This window comes from Shewanella sp. GutCb, assembly GCF_002836135.1.
Classification (GTDB): Bacteria; Pseudomonadota; Gammaproteobacteria; order Enterobacterales; family Shewanellaceae; genus Shewanella.
This window is the reverse complement of record NZ_PJBL01000022.1, coordinates 1-17,975: the sequence shown is the minus strand read 5'-3', so window position 1 is coordinate 17,975 and position 17,975 is coordinate 1. Positions and strand designations below refer to the sequence as shown.

Annotated in this window: 18 protein-coding genes and 1 riboswitch; of the genes, 2 read left to right on the top strand and 16 right to left on the bottom strand. The window is 42.5% G+C overall.

The window, feature by feature from the left end; all coding sequences use genetic code 11:
- Positions 1-24: 24 nt before the first annotated feature.
- From CXF86_RS13220 to CXF86_RS13195, 6 genes are all read right to left on the bottom strand, one after another.
- Positions 25-789, bottom strand: a complete 765-nt coding sequence (locus CXF86_RS13220; protein WP_101092031.1) for a thiazole synthase — start codon at positions 787-789, stop codon at positions 25-27.
- 1 nt (position 790) lies between these two features.
- On the bottom strand, positions 791-994 hold the full coding sequence (gene thiS, locus CXF86_RS13215) for a sulfur carrier protein ThiS (protein WP_101092030.1): 204 nt from the start codon (positions 992-994) through the stop codon (positions 791-793).
- A 49-nt stretch (positions 995-1,043) separates the two neighbouring features.
- On the bottom strand, positions 1,044-1,859 hold the full coding sequence (locus tag CXF86_RS13210; RefSeq protein WP_102039197.1) for a HesA/MoeB/ThiF family protein: 816 nt from the start codon (positions 1,857-1,859) through the stop codon (positions 1,044-1,046).
- A complete protein-coding gene (gene thiE / locus CXF86_RS13205; protein ID WP_102039196.1) occupies positions 1,846-3,453 on the bottom strand; it encodes a thiamine phosphate synthase in 1,608 nt (535 codons plus the stop codon). Before thiE ends, CXF86_RS13210 begins: the two co-directional genes overlap by 14 nt.
- A 2-nt stretch (positions 3,454-3,455) precedes the next feature.
- Positions 3,456-5,474 (bottom strand): phosphomethylpyrimidine synthase ThiC, encoded by a 2,019-nt coding sequence (thiC, locus tag CXF86_RS13200; RefSeq protein WP_102039195.1) that lies wholly within the window; start codon positions 5,472-5,474, stop codon positions 3,456-3,458.
- 149 nt (positions 5,475-5,623) lie between these two features.
- Positions 5,624-5,722: riboswitch (TPP riboswitch) on the bottom strand.
- Positions 5,723-5,890: 168 nt separating this feature from the next.
- Complete coding sequence (locus tag CXF86_RS13195; RefSeq protein ID WP_102039194.1) at positions 5,891-6,937, bottom strand: hypothetical protein; 1,047 nt, start codon at positions 6,935-6,937, stop codon at positions 5,891-5,893.
- 370 nt (positions 6,938-7,307) lie between these two features.
- On the opposite strand from CXF86_RS13195, the gene CXF86_RS13190 reads away from it, so the two are divergent.
- Positions 7,308-7,997, top strand: coding sequence for a PAQR family membrane homeostasis protein TrhA (locus CXF86_RS13190; protein WP_101092025.1), 690 nt, complete (start codon positions 7,308-7,310; stop codon positions 7,995-7,997).
- A gap of 243 nt (positions 7,998-8,240) precedes the next feature.
- On the opposite strand, the gene CXF86_RS22940 is transcribed toward CXF86_RS13190, so the two are convergent.
- The 8 genes from CXF86_RS22940 to CXF86_RS13155 all read right to left on the bottom strand — a co-directional run bounded on the left by CXF86_RS22940 (position 8,241) and on the right by CXF86_RS13155 (position 15,249).
- On the bottom strand, positions 8,241-8,405 hold the full coding sequence (locus CXF86_RS22940; RefSeq protein WP_198553537.1) for a DUF3861 family protein: 165 nt from the start codon (positions 8,403-8,405) through the stop codon (positions 8,241-8,243).
- A 14-nt stretch (positions 8,406-8,419) separates the two neighbouring features.
- Positions 8,420-8,554, bottom strand: a complete 135-nt coding sequence (locus CXF86_RS22935; protein WP_219622736.1) for a DUF3861 domain-containing protein — start codon at positions 8,552-8,554, stop codon at positions 8,420-8,422.
- Between the two features lie 104 nt (positions 8,555-8,658).
- On the bottom strand, positions 8,659-9,468 hold the full coding sequence (locus CXF86_RS13180; protein WP_101092024.1) for a RecX family transcriptional regulator: 810 nt from the start codon (positions 9,466-9,468) through the stop codon (positions 8,659-8,661).
- A gap of 414 nt (positions 9,469-9,882) precedes the next feature.
- The gene (locus tag CXF86_RS13175; protein ID WP_102039193.1) at positions 9,883-10,683 is read right to left on the bottom strand and encodes a PhzF family phenazine biosynthesis protein; all 801 of its coding nucleotides are present in this window, start codon (positions 10,681-10,683) and stop codon (positions 9,883-9,885) included.
- 83 nt (positions 10,684-10,766) lie between these two features.
- Positions 10,767-11,342: a YdeI/OmpD-associated family protein gene (locus tag CXF86_RS13170; RefSeq protein WP_102039192.1), complete on the bottom strand. Its 576-nt coding sequence runs from the start codon at positions 11,340-11,342 to the stop codon at positions 10,767-10,769.
- Positions 11,343-11,860: 518 nt separating this feature from the next.
- Positions 11,861-12,346 carry a VOC family protein gene (locus CXF86_RS13165; protein ID WP_102039191.1) on the bottom strand — a complete coding sequence of 162 codons (486 nt, stop codon included), beginning with the start codon at positions 12,344-12,346 and terminating at the stop codon, positions 11,861-11,863.
- Positions 12,347-12,769: 423 nt separating this feature from the next.
- The gene (locus tag CXF86_RS13160) at positions 12,770-13,675 is read right to left on the bottom strand and encodes a hypothetical protein (protein ID WP_145991660.1); all 906 of its coding nucleotides are present in this window, start codon (positions 13,673-13,675) and stop codon (positions 12,770-12,772) included.
- A 455-nt stretch (positions 13,676-14,130) separates the two neighbouring features.
- Positions 14,131-15,249, bottom strand: coding sequence for a multidrug effflux MFS transporter (locus tag CXF86_RS13155; protein ID WP_101092019.1), 1,119 nt, complete (start codon positions 15,247-15,249; stop codon positions 14,131-14,133).
- A 98-nt stretch (positions 15,250-15,347) separates the two neighbouring features.
- Here CXF86_RS13155 and CXF86_RS13150 point away from each other — a divergent pair, with 98 nt between their 5' ends.
- Complete coding sequence (locus CXF86_RS13150; protein ID WP_102039189.1) at positions 15,348-16,133, top strand: AraC family transcriptional regulator; 786 nt, start codon at positions 15,348-15,350, stop codon at positions 16,131-16,133.
- A gap of 171 nt (positions 16,134-16,304) precedes the next feature.
- On the opposite strand, the gene CXF86_RS13145 is transcribed toward CXF86_RS13150, so the two are convergent.
- On the bottom strand, positions 16,305-17,525 hold the full coding sequence (locus CXF86_RS13145; RefSeq protein WP_219621770.1) for a DcaP family trimeric outer membrane transporter: 1,221 nt from the start codon (positions 17,523-17,525) through the stop codon (positions 16,305-16,307).
- A 284-nt stretch (positions 17,526-17,809) separates the two neighbouring features.
- The coding region (locus tag CXF86_RS13140) for an acrylate reductase cytochrome subunit ArdB (protein WP_180961065.1) at positions 17,810-17,975 on the bottom strand (166 nt) is incomplete at its 5' end.

The window sequence follows — 17,975 nt, the reverse complement described above, 5'->3', positions numbered from 1 at the left end:
TGATTATGCTCAGGCCAGATAGCATTAAACATTTAAAAAACCTGTGAGGGGGCTCGTGCTATTTGCATGCTTACTCTCACGACCAAGCCCAGCCAAATAAGCCGTTCTGCCAGTCTCTACTGCCTGAGCAAAACAGCGGCTCATGGCAACAGGATCGGCACTACTGGCAATTGCGGTGTTAACCAATACGGCGTCCGCGCCCAGTTCCATCGCTCTTGTCGCTTGCGACGGCGCGCCAATTCCTGCATCAATCACCACTGGCACATTAGACTGCTCAATAATCATTTTAAGAAATGGCTCTGTGGCTAAGCCTTGATTTGAACCAATAGGACTGCCAAGTGGCATCACAGCAGCGCAGCCCACCTCTTCTAAACGTCGACATAAGACAGGATCGGCATGCACATAAGGTAATACCACATAGCCTTGCTCGCATAAAATACGCGCCGCAGCTAAGGTTTCGATGGGATCTGGCATCAAATATTTTGGATCTGGATGGATCTCAAGTTTGATCCAGTGAGTGCCTAACATTTCACGGGATAAATGCGCCGCAAAAATGGCCTCTTTGGCATTACGAGCGCCCGCTGTATTAGGCAGCAGTTTTACCCCACTGTCTTGCAAGGGTTTTAATATATTATCGCTACCTGTCTTCAAATCGAGACGTTTAACCGCCAACGTTACCAGTTGCGACTGCGATGCACTAACGGCTGCAAGCATGTCACTTGCATGAGAGAACTTACCCGTTCCAGTAAACAATCGTGAACTAAACTCTGTATCACCAATTCTTAACACATTAACCTCCTGCAACGACTGAAAACACTTCTAACTGATCATCCTGCTGACACACAATATGCGGCCAACGGCTTCTCGGTACGACTTCAGAATTTAGCGCTAACGCCACCGCATCGAGTGCAATGGTTTGATGCTCCAATACCTTAACAAGTGACGTTCCAATTGAAACGGTTACAACTTCATCATTGAGTACAATGCTGATCATCTGTCTATCTCCTAGATCTCTAATCTTTAGATTGCTCACGGTTTGAGACTCATGACGCCCTGCACACCGTACAATCAGGGTCCCGTGCCAATTTTGCTTGCCGCCAAGTAAATTTAGCGCCATCGAATCGGTATAATTGCCCCAATAACTGATTGCTATCGACTTGAGTCTTTAGCTCATCTATCTGGTGATCCGCTTTTGCATTATGACTAAGCAATAAATTTAAGCTCATTAATGCCTGCATTGACGCCAAGGTGCCCACCATAGGCCCAAGTACGCCGACCGTTTGACAACTCTGACTGACGCTCATGTCGCTTGGGTATAAACAGTGATAACAACCAGTATCAGGACATTGTTGTTGGTTCACACTCAGTAGCTGACCTTGAAAGTTAGCCGCAGACGCTGATACCAAGGTGACCTTATGCTCAACGGCCAGCTGATTGACAACTTGCCTAACCGAAAAATTATCTGAGCAGTCCAACACCAAATCGAATTTTGGCTGATTGGCATTAAACAGCTCGACCCCATTGTCTGCCGTCAAATAGCGTTGAAAGCTATTGAAATGACAATCACTGTAAGCTCGCATTAGCTTTTTGGCTGCGACATGGGCTTTGTTGCCTCCTAAATCCTCAACAGTAAATAGCAACTGTCGAGGAAGATTGGAGCGCTCAATGATGTCACCATCAATGAGCGTTATCTGGCCAATGCCAGCGGCAGCCAAGTACTGAGCAGCCAAATTGCCTAAACCGCCCACCCCCACAATGAGTACATGAGATTGACTAAAGATGCTTTGCCCGCGTTCGCCCACTTCAGGCAGTAAAATTTGCCGTGAATACTGCATAAATGCTTGATCAGAGAGCGCCATTGCTTACTCCCAACGTCCATTCATCTGCCAATGTTTGATAGGCTTTTGCAGGATCATTAGCTTCAGTAACGGCTCGAACCACCGCCACATCATCAACACCACTGGCTTTCACCGCAGCAAGATTACCGGCATCAATACCGCCAATAGCAACAATTGGCAGCTCTCCTTGCATGAGAGCAACATAGCGAGCCAGCTTGCTTAGCCCTTGAGGCGCCGAAGGCATCTGCTTAGTGGTGGTGGGGAATATGTGCCCAAAAGCGATATATGATGGCTGGTGCTGCATTGCCAATAAGATTTCAAAATAACTATGGCTCGATAAGCCCAGTGCAATATCAGCTTCGTTAAGTCGTTTTAAATTACTTTCAAACAGATCTTCTTGGCCTAAATGCACACCGTAGGCTTGGTGCTTTATGGCCAGCTGCCAGTGGTCATTAATGAACACTTTCGCTCTGTAGTCTCGGCCCAGCGCGATTGCTTGAACAATTTTTTGCTCAAGCAAAGGATCGTTTTCATCTTTAACCCGCAGTTGAATGGTTTTGGCGCCTGCACTGAGCAGTTGCTGCAAAAGATCAATCTCTGCAACCACAGGATAAACGCCTAATGGCTCAACGATTTCTTTAAAAGCATAAACCTGCTTACTAATGGCATTAACGCCATAAAGGGACTGATTCAATGATGAAAGAGGCTCAATAAAGGGATATGACAGCAACTCATTTGGCCAACCACAGCGCGCTAAACAACCTGGTCCGCTGCCGGGTTGATAACTGTTGTGTAATCCTTGCGACACATAAGCTTTTGCAACCACAACGGCGTCATTCAATACAAATCCATGTGCCATAACGGCAGCAATTGCCGATGACAATGTGCAACCAGTGCCGTGACTATTGTTAGTGGCTATTCTTGGCGATGTTAACCAAAAAGTCTGGTCTCTATGCAAACTAGAGATCCCTGTCACTTGGTAGCAAACAAGCAAATCGCGGGCATGCTCTTGGTGCCAATGTGGCCCTTTATCGCCCCCTTTAGCCAGTACCGATGTCGCTAATAAAACCGCAATAGAGGTTGCCGCCTTTATACTTTCATCAGCTGTCGATAATGGACGCCCAGCTAAAATCTCCAACTCACTCACATTAGGCGTAATTAACGTCAGTAAACCTTTAAACGGACTAAAATCGAGTTGTGCACCTTTAGCCAGTGCGTCGCCGCAAGTCGCTATCATCACAGGGTCAAGAATGACGGGTACAGTTAGATTATCGCCTTGCCATTGCGCGAGTTTGTCCGCTAACCAGCTTGCAACGATATTAATCTGCAGCTGACTTGCCAATAAACCAATTTTAATTGCCTTTGGTATGAGATCCGCTGCTAACGTATCAAGTTGCGCCACGAGCATCTCGTCAGAGACCGCCTCAACCGCTGCTACCGTCACCGAACTCTGTGCCGTGACAGCGGTGATCACGCTGCAACCATGTGTTTCAAGATCAAGCATGCTGGCCAAATCGGCCTGAACCCCTGCACCGCCGCCGCTATCGGAACCCGCAATCGTCCACACTAATGGACGATTGCTCGTTGGCAGTCGGCTAGAATTAACCTCAGCCATAACTACTCCTCTAACGCGACGACTTTACTTTCAGCGCCAGTGCCAGCTTCGTGATATAACTCAGCGCCCTTGGCCTTAAACTCAGCTGACATCTGCGCCATGCCACTGCTAATATCACTATCCGAAAGCGCTGATGTTTCAGCTTGACCGCTATAGGCTTGATACTCTGCGGGTGACTTAACTTCGACCCCCTTTGCTTCAACTTCTAACGCCAGCTTCTCTTGCGCTGCGGCGTAGTCGCGAACCTCTTGGCTTATTTTCATTGAACAGAACTTTGGACCACACATAGAGCAAAAGTGAGCCACTTTGGCTGACTCTTGCGGCAGTGACTCATCGTGATAAGCGCGAGCCGTTTCAGGATCCAAGCCTAAGTTATATTGATCTTCCCATCGGAACTCAAAACGTGCTTTTGAAAGTGCGTTATCTCGAATTTGTGCACTTGGGTGACCTTTAGCAACATCGCCAGCATGAGCCGCAATCTTATAAGCAATAAGCCCCTGTTTAACATCGTCTTTATTAGGTAAGCCCAGATGCTCTTTTGGCGTCACATAGCACAACATTGCACAGCCATACCAGGCAATCATCGCCGCGCCTATCCCAGAGGTAAAGTGATCATAACCAGGCGCTATGTCGGTCGTTTGCGGGCCTAAAGTATAAAAAGGCGCCTCATCACAAATATCTAATTGCTTATCCATATTCTCTTTAATGAGGTTCATTGGAATATGGCCAGGCCCTTCAATGATGGTCTGAACATCGTATTTCCAGGCAATTTTAACCAGCTCGCCTAAGGTCTCGAGCTCCGCAAATTGAGCTTCATCATTGGCATCAGCAATCGAGCCCGGACGCATACCATCCCCTAATGACAGTGAGACATCATAAGCTGCACAGATCTCACAAATATCTCTGAAATGTTCATAGAGGAAGTTTTCTTTATGGTGCGACAAACACCATTTAGCCAGAATAGACCCCCCGCGCGATACGATGCCCGTGAGGCGTTTTGCGGTCATGGGTACGTAACGCAGCAATACACCCGCATGGATAGTAAAGTAGTCAACGCCTTGCTCAGCTTGCTCTATCAAGGTGTCGCGGAATGTTTCCCAGTTAAGATCTTCAGCAACACCATTCACTTTTTCGAGTGCTTGATAGATAGGCACGGTTCCAATGGGGACAGGAGAGTTGCGGATAATCCACTCTCGGGTTTCGTGGATATAACGACCGGTAGACAAGTCCATTACCGTATCAGCCCCCCAGCGGGTAGACCACACCAGCTTTTCAACCTCTTCTTCGATAGAAGAAGTCACTGCTGAATTACCAATATTGGCGTTCACTTTCACTAAAAAGTTACGTCCAATAATCATCGGTTCAGCTTCAGGATGATTGATATTTAACGGGATAATGGCTCGACCACGAGCAATTTCACTGCGAACAAACTCAGCAGTGATTGGCTCATCGATAACGGCGCCAAAGCTTTCGCCCTTATTTTTTTGAGTTAACATAGGGTCGGTCACCTCTGCCATTGCCATATTTTCGCGAATAGCGATATATTCCATTTCAGGGGTGATAATCCCTTGGCGGGCATAGTGCATTTGCGTTACGCGCTGACCTGACTTTGCACGGCGAGGAGGCACTAACGACTCAAAACGTAAATGGTCTAAACCATCATCGGCCAAGCGTTGCTGGGTAAAACCAGAGCTGACAGCGGGTAACTGTTCGGTATCATTTCGTTCAACGATCCAGTTATGACGTAATTTATCTAAGCCTTTGTGCACATCAATATTGGCATCAGGATCTGAGTAAGCCCCAGCACAGTCGTATACTTTCAGCGGTGGGTTAGCTTCAAATACAGGATTTTTCTCATCACCACTGAGCAAAGTGTCAGCTTGATGAATTTGGCGCATACCGACGTTAAGATCAACGCGGCTACCTTGAAGATAGATCTTCTCGGAATTTGGGTGTTGTAACGGTTTTAGGTTATCGATGAACTGTTGAGCTTGAGCTCGGGTTTCGCGGCGTTTAGACATTAGCAAACTCACTATTATAAAAATGAAGTTGCTTGTCAGGAGAAATGAGTAATTGAAAGTTGAAAATGAAACCGCGTCATAACGCTAATTCCAGATGCACTTAACCACCGAAATGTGACTGCTAGCAGCATTAATACAGCCGATACTATGCAGTTATTTCGCTTGTTACCTACGCAGGTTCTAGCCTGATCAGGTTCAACGGATCCCGAATAAACGGTCTCAGCCTTATGGCACTCCGACAAGATGAGCCGGCAGTATAAGCCTAACAGTGACTAAGAAACAAGTACAAATCATTCACAAACCTCTGTTATGGTAAATATTTTTATTGACTCATAGCTTATTGATAATAATACAAATAATTTAATATTGCATATTAAACTACTATTTATCATGAAAAATTATCACCTCAAAAACGACTATTTTCGACTAATCATTCTCTTTTCTAATCGTGCTGAGATAGCGTCATTAATCGCTTTTTTAACTTTATCGCCACCGCAGTTAAAGGGGTAACCGATATTTTCTGCGTAAGGGTTAATTTGGGTCGGCACCTGCACTATTCGAAAGCAGGTATCACCGTGACGTACGATACGGTTAGGATCGAGTCGATGATCTGTCGTGGGTATTTTGCTGTACTCATCTACCTCAGGAAAAACTAACTCTACCATGTCACCATCCATCTTACTCAAAGAGTGCGGCCCGCTATATTTATTGGCTTTATCGACAATCAGTGCGTCTAGTGCGGCATCATTTTTTCGTTGAAGATAGGATTGAGCAATAGCCATTGCACTACGGCGAGGAACGTACGTCGGCAGGCTCTTATTGATTCTTATGTCCGTTTTTTCCGATAAATCCGTTGTCGGCAGTATGGCTTCAATGGTGTTGTCAGCCTCCATCGCGGGTTCATGTACTGGCGATGTCTCGACAAGTTCGTCAGCCTCGGTGGGGTTGTCGCTATCTGTTGGCGAATGACGTGGCGATCTCACCTTAGTTGTTGAGCTGTCGATGCTATCCATCACCTCATCTTTTACCGGTTTAGCTTCGACATACAGGTATGATTGGATTTTGATTGGGGCAACAGTTGTAACCTTTAGCGTTTGTCTCACCCAAAGCTGATTAATAATACCAATCAATACAATGTGCAGTAAAATAACCCATATGAATGATTGAAACAGCTGAAATGAACGCAAGCAAGAAGAGCGTTTCACGCCGCCTTTATCACGATTATCCGCCTCAACAACGACCTCAGCGATAGAGGTTGATTCCGCAGCGGTGTTGATACCAAACATAGGTTTAACTAGAGGATGGCTGACCGGGAGCTCAAACTGTTTATCAGCCCTAATGACCGCCAAAGTTGCACTGGCTTCCTCAGTGCTTACCGATAAACTGAGCAGAGGTTGTCCTTTGCCATTCTCTGCTGCAAGCGCAGTAAAAACAGGTGCTGAGGATCTGCTAACTGATTTCATCCGATGAATAACTCTATAGTCCATAAGGTTCAATTAACGCCATGAGAAGACAAGGTTAACCTTAATAATGGCGTTATTTATAACGATTGACTCATGCTGATTTATTTAACATGAAGCTTGTTTGTGGCTGGTTAATTAATTAAGCTAATTTATCAATGAATAATAATCACTTAAAACATTAGATACCGCTTTATTACAAAAGTTCAACATCGAGTGTTATTGTCTTTTTTTATCATTGATCATCACTAATGTAATGGTGATTACATTGGACCTATTTTAAGCTAACACGTGTACGCTAAACTATGACTATTATCATTAAAGCTGATACACTGCAGCTAATCGTGGTCAAACCAGAAGTCATTTACGCCTTATGTCTACTCAAGAATCAACCTTGTCGCCAAAGCAAACCCTAGTATCAAGTGCTAGTTATAGCGTTAAAGAAGAGCTAGCAAACAGCTTAAGTCATGGGTTAGGCGTTGTGGCAGGTGTTATCGGCTTGATTATGTGTATTTTAAAAGGCTATGAGCAATTAACTTTTGTGCAAATGGCAGGTGTAGTGATTTACTGCGGCAGCATTATTTTGCTCTTTCTTTGCTCGACTCTATATCATAGCGCAACAGATAAAGCTTTGAAGCATAAATTAAAAATTGCCGACCATTGTGCCATCTACCTGTTGATAGCGGGTACCTATACCCCTTTAATGCTGATTAGTTTAGAAAATGAAAATGGCAACGGAAATGCCAACTTGGTGCTCATTGCCATTTGGTCATTGGCAATCGGAGGCATTCTTTTCAAGACACTCTTTATCACTCGCTTTAAAGTCTTCAGTCTAGTCTTGTACCTTGCCATGGGTTGGCTTTGTGTCACCGTGATGAAAGAGTTAATTGCAGGAATGTCGCCATTAGGCTTTAACCTTCTCATTATTGGCGGGTTATTTTACAGTTTAGGGATTGTTTTTTATGTTGCTAAACGCATTCCCTACAACCACGCGATATGGCACTTGTTTGTATTAGGTGGCGCCATTAGCCACTTCCTCTGCGTTTACTTAACGGTCATTTAATCGTGTATAAATGGTCTTCATTGTGTAATGACAATATAATACTAAATGACTGAGCTCTTATTTTAGACAAGGATTTGTTAGCGTATTGGCTTGATGTAGCGTAGAGGGTATTAGTCTATATATCGCGATATAGCTTTCTTCGAACAAAGACGACTTGTTAGCTTAGAGCCCCTATAACATTAACACTGTAGATGTCAGTCTCATCGATAAGGAAAAATAGACCACTTTCCTCCGGCAGCGAAACTATTTTTCTTTTACTGCACTTTTCACCATACTTTTTATATGTTGCATAAATGTCTTAAAATGGGGCATAAAATCTAAAAACAACGCATGTTTGCAATGTTCAATCATCACGGGACCTAATAAGCGTAGCGCAACAGCAACCTTAGTTGCAAGAGAGTCTTCCAACCCACTGCCTTTCTTTAAGTTTCTACAGCCTTGAACAAATCTTCTCTATCTTGTAACTCAAACTGTCGTGTTTTCCCCATTTCCTCTAGCGATACTACCTCTTCAATGGTGACGCGGTAGCAATTATCACTTCGAATTTTAGTGGTCATCGTTATTGCCTCTAGTGTTAGGTGCTTATCGATATATTACTGTTTACAATATTTAAAATCACAATACTGAGTACCATAATTGTTTCTTTAACGGTTTCTTTTAGTTAGTCATCATCCGGATTCATTGCTTCTTTTATTTCATCACTGCCGAACCCTTTCCGGGATAAATAGGCGTACGCTTTCGACTTTCCTTTATAATCCGATAAGTCATAGCGCTTTTTCGCCAACTCTTTTTTACAACTTTGATAAAAGTCGACATCTTCTGATAGCGTTAATTTGTACACCGTATCTTCAAAGTCACTCACATCAATCAGTCGCTGCTTTAATTCTTGCAAGATCAAGGTTTCGCCTTTACCTTTGTTAAATAGCTTGATTATTTCCGTTGTTAAGTCAACTTTGTCTGCTTTCACCGCTAATTTACTGCGCAGTGTTTCACGCTCTGGATGTTGTGATAATGCGTGATCTATTTCTACGCGAGAGAAACCTTTAGTGGTCATCTGCGTATAGACCTTTTCTTTGTTGGTGCCATAAAAGTTATCAAACTTGCTTAACAGCCTAGAGGTGGCCATCTCAAACGCATCGACTTTTTGCTCGTCCATTACTTGCTCTATCGCGGTATCAATGTCGGTGACGGGAACGCCGCGCAGTTGTAACTTACGTCTTATTGCGCCTTTACCGAGTTCATTACTAAAGGCTACCTCGCAATAGCGCACCGCAAAGTCAAAGTCATTTTTTAAATATTCGTTCTCTATTAGTTTGGCGAGGACAATATCAATCCATTCTTGGTTTTCGGTTTTCCGTTCAAGCTTGGTCCGAATTTCATTAATGGTAAAATCTTGCTGACCAAGGTGCCAATAGGCGCTATTGAAAACGTTATCGATAGTTTTGGCTTGACGTAATGGTTGGCGCTGCATAACAAATTGATCTTAAATTAAAAAATAACCAAAAGCAGTGTAGCAGATCCCCGCGTTGTTGAGTACGCACTAGGTGTATCTTCGTACTCGAATACGATTTGACAAAAACCATATATGCCCCGGTTAACTCTGCTTGTATTAGGGAATGTGTGAGAAAAGTAGATGCAGATAAACAGCATATAAACGCGTCTTTACCCCCAACACTTCTTGGGCATTTTGATAGGCACTTACCCTAACCCACATCTTTACATCAGTGGGTTAGTGCTTAGGCTTTAATTCATGAAATTCTGATTAGGGAATGTAAGAAGCTTACGGTGTCGCAACGCCTTAATAACAAATAAGATTGGTTGGAAAAAGTGCAAAGAGTCAAGATGGATGTTAAATTTTACATTTATTATCAAATCGTTACACTGCCTATACGTATAAAACCCCTTTCAACGTAGTTATCGCTGAACCAATCAGTTTCACTCGATTATTTGGCAATAATTCAACATCGACGAAACCACCACGGGCAGAAGCTTGATAGCCTTTAAGCTTGTTTTTCTTAAGCTTTGCTTCCCAATATACAGCTAAAGCACAATGTGCTGAACCCGTAACTGGGTCTTCATTAACACCAACCCAAGGAGCAAAATACCGAGAAATAAAATCAAATTCACTGGATACTGATTTTGCAGTAATGACAACACTACGGCCCTTTAATTTCTTTAAGCCATCAAAGTTTGGGTTTAACCCCAACAGCGTTTCCTCGCTGTCAATTTCGATAAAAAATTTTGAATCGAAGTGACCCAAAAAAATCACGTGTTCTGGATTGATCCCAAGAAGATCTAAGAGCTCTACATGGCTAGAAATACCCGGATTGATAGTGGTTGATGGAAAATCCATTTCAATCGTTTTATCTTGTACTGTGACCAGTAAAGCACCTGACAATGTGTCAAAAACTAATGTATCGCCAATCGCAACCAAGCCATTTTCCTTTAAAACATGTGCGACGGCCAATGTTCCATGACCACACAAGCTTACTTCTATTTTGGGTGTAAACCACCTTAATTTCATGTTACTTAATGATAAAAATGCAGTTTCAGAAACTGCCATTTCTTCTGCGATAGAAAACATGAGATTTTCATCAAGATCATTTTCTGATATACAAACTCCAGCTGGATTCCCTTTAAATGGCTTAGTCGTAAATGAATCAACTTGATATATATCTAATTCCAAGATTTCCTCCTTGCGTTGAACAACTTGGTTGCATAACGACTTATTATGCGTCCGTTTGAAAAACCTATTAAGCCTAATTCCACTTATTTAGGCTTTTCTTCGTGCACAAGCATGTTCATAAATTTTGTAAATCGCCTAAGTCTGGTTTCGGGTTTCTTCGCACTTTTCAATCCATACGCGATAGCATAACGACTCGATTTATTGAGAGTATCAAAAAACGCCTTAACATTCGGCTTGCTCTCCAGTGCCGCTAGGAAGTCTGCGGGTACTTCCATTTCACTTACCACATAGGCATTTTCCCAGCGACCGTCCTCTTTTGCAGCACGAATATGCACGAGCCCTGATTCCATCATCCGGCTCTCATTTATCAAACTCTCCGCATGCTCTGTATTTCTTTTAGACCAGTTACTGCGCGTTTTTCTGGGAGTAATGCGCTGAAGGTAGGCTTGGTCATCGATTGACTTCTTAATACCGTCAATCCAACCCCAACATAGAACCTCAATCACGAGCTCATCCCAAGTCACGCTCTGAATCCTAGTATTTTTCTTGTATATCTTCACCCATAGTTCACTTTCAGAGGCGTGATTCACTTTGAGCCACTGACTGAGATCTTTCGGCGATACAAAGGTCATGATTCTCGCTGGATTGGCTTCAGGCATAAAACTTGATTCTCTTCGGGATAACGTCGCATTAAGCGCACTAACATTGTTAGTTATAATATGGCCAATAAACATAACAAACTGTTTTGTTCAACAGCTTATTCAATAGCAGTTCGATAACGTTCTTGACTGTACGCTTATGTCAACCCAAGGTAGCATTGCTAAGCTATTGTCGTAAATGGGTTTATTTACGTAATTATTACCAATAATAGAGAGTATTTTGCAGGGAGAAATAGAGCCTGCTTGTTTACGAGGTCTACGTATCACTTTTATCATTTCGCAGTAGTTTGATATAAATAGCTTTTATCAATTGTTACAGAGTCATCGGTAGCTAACGGCCGCATCTTAGTTTAGGGATGAAAACCTCAAACGAGGTGCATGAAAAAGCCAGCTGGGAGTACCAACTGGCTTAATAAAAACCGTCAACCTATTTTAGGACTAGGCACATAACGGGTTATTCGCAATGTTAATTGTAAATACTCGCTAATCTGTTCATATTCAAATTAGTCGTATTCAGACTAATCGTATTCAGAAGAGTAAGTCTCTGAATAAGTGTGTGAGTAAAGCTCAAATAAGTTTCCAAATGGATCTTCAAGGTAAACCATTTGGTAAGGTTTGCTATCATCTTCAGGATGATAACGCATGATATCCATTCTCACTTTGCCACCGAACTTTTTGGTTCTTTCAATAACACCTTCAAAATCATCCGTTTCAAGACAAAAGTGAAAGATACCAATCCGAGAGAAATCAACTACGTGTCGCTCTTGGCGCTCTTTCATTTCAAATAGCTCAAAACCAATGCCATCGGTTGTCACTAGGTGTGCAATATTAAAGCCTTTAAAGCCTTCCCCAAAAACAGCAATACACATTTTACCGATTGCAGTTTCGCGTTCCTCTTCGACCTTAGTATTGCCCATGATAATCTTAAGACCAAGCGCATTGGTATAAAACTCAACAGCTTTATCCATATCCCCAACAAGGATCCCAACATGACTCATTTTCATAATATGCTCCAAAAACCTAGTTAACTGATGTGTTGTTTGTTTTGATGAGCTAAGTATATGGACAAGATGGCATTACGTAAAATTATAGTTATTTATTAAAATAATAATTTTATGTAATAACCCGATAGTAATGAGTGATAATAAACAGGCTTGACGCTCTCTCAGTGCCAGAAGGGTTACCATTCATTACCCGATGAGAAATTTTATAATAAGTTGAGACTCTTAACGCGGGGCCGAGGAAAATCAGTTAGCACTTAAGCCCTATGATTTACGGTTTTAACTACCACAAGTATGACTGTGGTAACACGCTAACGTCACTAACGCGGATCAAGTGTAGCGACGTATCAAACGACTTCGTAGATTACAATTACAAGCGCCTAATAAAGGACGTTCTGAATTATAGTATTGATATCCGATTCAATGTTATTTTTCATATTCTTCAATAACGCATTGGGGAGTTGGGAAATCAAATAACACAGGTTTGACCGGCGATATGCTGCCATCAAAGATGCCAATGACTTCGTCCTTTAATCCATGCAAAATATCATTGGCAGTTCGACCTGTCAGCTCAAGCAGTAATATCATTTCAGGCTGAAACGTAAACTGCTCTTCCAGTTCAAAAATATCACTGACGACTTTGTTAACATCAAGGCTAGCTAATCCCAAATGATGTTTTTCTCTGCGACGGATCAACGCATTACGGATAAATTCTGCAGCGCAGAGCTTAATAAAGTCATCACAATATGCAGCATCAGCGAAACGCTTAACAAATGATGCCGGCGGTTTGGGTAAGACGGCTTCAGTTGAATAAACCGTCAATCGGCCAAGGATCATCGCTGCATAAAGCACGGCCAACTGTTCACTTTCAGAGCACTGCCGCACAAACTGACGTTTGGGTTTATCAAAGCCCAATTCATAACCGCGATCAGATGTGCCAAAAGCGTCACAGTAGAGATCAATATATTGTTCCCCTAAATCCGCTAAAGCATAAACGGGATCTTTGATGATCTGTGCCTCACCGGTTGTAACCAACGCAAAGGATGTGCCGAGGAAAAAATTGTAGGCGGTCATCTTTTTTATATAAGCAACCAATAACGGTCTTAGTGCATCATTTTTAGCGAGTACACTATAAAAACTAGCCTTACATACCTTTGGTTTTCCAAGCGACTGTCCATGCTCATCAACGCCGATAAAGCGGTAATCACGATACAACCTCCTCTCTGTTTCGACACTTTCTAAATCAAGATCTTGGGTTAGCGTTTCAATACCACGTTGCAGCGATCCCAGATCGCCGAGGGAATATTCAATCGTAACGGCGTGAATTTTCAATTTAACAATACCTTGTTTCCTGATTTTTTTACTCAACATATTTGAATGATGAGATAAAAATAATACTTAAGCTAAAATAGTAGCCATAGACCTAATGACTCCCCACGAGGTGCTAGTTTCCATTACGTGGGTTAGTTTAAAACCAGAGCCTCCTGTTATATGTGTTCCACATATAACAGGAGGCTCGTATGACCAATAATAGCATTATTTCTTTCGCTCCAGATACCCATAAACAATCCATTTAATGAGTGTATTCACTTGATAGTATTAAAAATAATAATCTAGGCGCGAAAACTAACAACGGAAAAAAATTTAAAAAATGTGCAAGACAGTTACAATCAGAATACTGCGAAGTAACTTTACACTTAATACATGAAGCGGGTCCCTGCGGTGACTAATGGTCGTCATAATGAATAGCAATCATTACTCAATGATTGCTATCTGACCCGAACTCACTATTTACGTGAGAGTGTCACCAACACCGCCACTACAGCGCAGGCGATTAGCACCAAGCCTAAGTGTTGAGCAGTACCAGCCAGCGCCAAACCACTGCCAATAAGCAGATAATACATCAACCCAAATATCGCAGCCGCACTGCCCGCTTGCTGTTTATAATTGACTAAAGCCAGACTTAGTACATTGGGGATCGCAATAGCAAAAGCCATCACAACCAACATCATTGGCGCCAAAAACAAGATAGAGTCGAGCAACATATACACCCCAAAAGCTCCCACGGTAAGTTGAACAGCAGAGAGCCAAAGCAGAGAGCGTGCAGACACCTTTTTGGACAGAAGGACTTTGTTAAAGTAACACCCCATAAATGTGCCAAGGCCTAACACCATTCCACTGTAACCAAATTGCTCTGAATCAAATCCCAGTTTTGTAAAGATAAACCCACCAAGTTGATAATAAGAAAACAATGCAATGTTATATAGCGCAACCAATAATGCAGATTGCCAAATGTGAGCATCTTTCAACATTAGAACACTTAACTTACCCAGCGCTAAAGGTCGCTTTTCACGCTGAGTTTCAGGAAGCGTAAATACATTAAGGATCAATAAGCCTAATGCCATCATAAATAGAGCTAAGAATATATAATAGTGACCACCCGCTTGCGATAATTGACCACCCAATAACATCCCCACAACAGGACTAATAGAGAGCCCAAATCCCATTAAACTAAAGACTTTAGCGAGGTCTTCGCCTTCAAATGCGTCACGCAACATCGTCTGGGTCACAACAGAGCCAACGGCTATTCCGAATGCACTTAATGCTCTTGCGACCATTAGAACGGTGAAGTTTTCTGTTTGCATTGCTAATAAAGCGGCGCAGCCGTAAATAAACAGTCCAATGAGCATTGTTGGTCGCCTACCCCATGTATCCGACAATATCCCCCAGACCACAACGCCAATAGCAAATGCAGTAAAATAGATAGATAATGTTTGAGCTGCCTGCGCATAAGTCACTGCAAATGATTGTGAAATGGAACCTAACGCTGGGCTATAGATGGTTTCCACTATTTGAGGAAACATCAACATGACAACCATCAACCATAAAGACGGTTTAGTGTTCATTTTGGAACCTGTGATTAATTAACTTGGCGGGCAGTATAGATGTGGCTATCCTTTAGCTATTAACAACATTAATACCAAAAACATCAGAATTCGGACAAATGGCGATTATTAATCCACAAACCCAGTTCGACGCAGATAAAATGGCCTCCTCCGTAGTGGGGATCGCCATCAATGTCGGTGCGCATGACTCCGGGATGCATCAGCACAGCAAAGGGCAATTACTCTATGCACCACAAGGAAGTATGACCTTTGCCTTAGAAAACTCTATCTGCATATTGCCGCCAACAAAAGCGGTCTGGATCCCGCCGCATACACAGCATCGAGCGGTGATGACGAATGTAGTCGCTTATCGCTCGCTATATTTTGATTGCACCATGTTCCAATGTCCAAAAGACATCACCATGTTTGAAGTAGATGCTCTGTTAAAAGCGTTAATTGATAAAATGGCGCTATGGCCATGGGATAAACCCGATGACGAAACAAAGCACACTATTGCACTTTTTTGGGAGGAATTTTACGCCGCTAAACGCTATGAGTTCCAACTCCCTTTACCTTCAGACCGCCGATTACAAAAATTCCGCCAACAAATGATACAAGACACTTTTCTTCCTCCATCGCTGACCTCTGTCGCGGCTTCCATCGGGGCAAGTACCAAAACAGCCACCCGATTATTTAAAGCAGAAACAGGAATGTCCTATCAAGACTGGAGACAGCAATGGCGTTTACTCAAGGCAATTGAGTTATTGTCTAGAAAAATGCAAGTCAGTAACGTTGCTGATGGATTGGAGTTTTCCTCTGATAGCGCTTTTATCGCATTTTTCAAGAAACAAACGGGCCAAACACCACTAACTTTTATGAACAGCAAAGCAGAAACATTAGATTAGGTTCCAATGGTATCTGGCAAGGTCACTTAGTAATTATTTAAAAACAATTAGTTAACGACACGTGTGGTAACAGATAACTTAAATATACTAAATAAAAAGGAGGCCTTAGGCCTCCTTTTTATTACACTCACTCTTTGTCATCATGCTGTCAACAATAATGACTCCTGTAAGCTAAAGCACGTATTTTGCTGAAAACATCAATCGATTAAGCTCACCCTCAAGGCCGCTTTCTTTACTGTTCTTAGCATACATATATTCAACCCCTAGCGTTAATGGTTTTATAGGGGAGTAGAGCAAGTTAACATAGCCAGAATATGAGTCTTTGTTAACGTTTTCGCCGGTCAAGCTGACATCATTATCTGCGCTAAAGGCTGATGCAGTCACACTTGAACGCCATTTTCCATTCCACCAATGGCGGTAAGCAATAAAACCGCCATAAGAGGTAATCGCTTCAATATCGCCATCAGAATCGATAACCCCAGCATTCACATAGTTGAGTGCCATGTAACGACCAAGACCCTCACCGTAGGTCGCAGTAAATTTAATGTCATCTTTACCAACGGGTAAGATGCCACTTAAACTCACGCCGTAACCCAATGCAGTCGAATCTAGCTGAGTTCCACCCTGCTTAGTTTCTATATTGAGCTGTCTTCCTATACCGGCAAGAGATAGCTTGGTGCCACCGTCGGTCTTAATGTTATAACGTGCCACAAAATCAGGCACCATACCACTGCCACTCACCATCCTCGAACCAGTTTGGTACTCATTTAAGGTCGTTTCAGGGTTTTCTACTGAAAATTGGAAGCCACCATTGGTGTAACGTATTTGAGTTTGACGTACAAAAGGTGTCCCTTCTGCTGCTCCAACAAAATCAAGATTCTCTGGTAAGGCTGCAGGGTTTTGAAAAGTTGTCCATGTTTGACCAAAGGTCCATTTATCAAAGCTAACAAACGCATGACGAATTCGCGGAGAATAGCTATTAGACACGCGTTCATTACCATCGGCGTGAGTCATGAAGTCTAGTTCGATAAATCCTGTTAGTTTATGACCCTCTATATTAGTGATGGTCTTGAAATTAAACCTAGACTCTCTTGCCTGAAAATCAATAACTTGACTTCCATTACCATCAACACCATATATTGTGCCTGGTACATAGAACTGTCTAGAAATAGCTCCTGAACCTGGAGCACCATTACTATAATCACTCAACATTGCATCGACTTTGACATAGCCACCAAACTGCATATCAGTATTGTCTAAAACCGCTGCGTTAACACAAGTAGCAGAAAAAGCACTCGCCACAAATATTCCAATTAAGCTCAATCCTCTTTTATTTTTATAGAATTGACTATTGATCGAGCTTTCTTGAGTTGCAAACAAACATTTATTCATCACATCACCATTATTTTTATTGTTAAAAAATAACCTTCTCTAAAATAAAATAACGTAGAGAAGGCGTTCCACATAGACACCGTTCAACAGCAATAAGCCAGTGAAGCAACTTCGTGCGCCAATTGGTGTAATCAAACATCCGGGTCCAAACTACTTTTGCAGGGAGCAATAGACTAGGCGTTTATCATTATGAAAAGCCCAACCATATTAAGAAGACAAAAACTCAATATGGCGGGTGACTTCGGTACAAACCGAAGATGGAGAACTCGCTAAACGGCAGTAGACTACTCTTTGAACTTATCAAACTTAAAAGTATGACAATTGCTGCACATTGGCTTTTTAGATGTATGCTCGCCATGACACTCTTGGCAAGGTAACTCTTTACCGTAATGCAGGTTGTTATGTGGATTCTGCCACTTATCTTCTTCGCTACGCGCTGTTTGCTCTGCT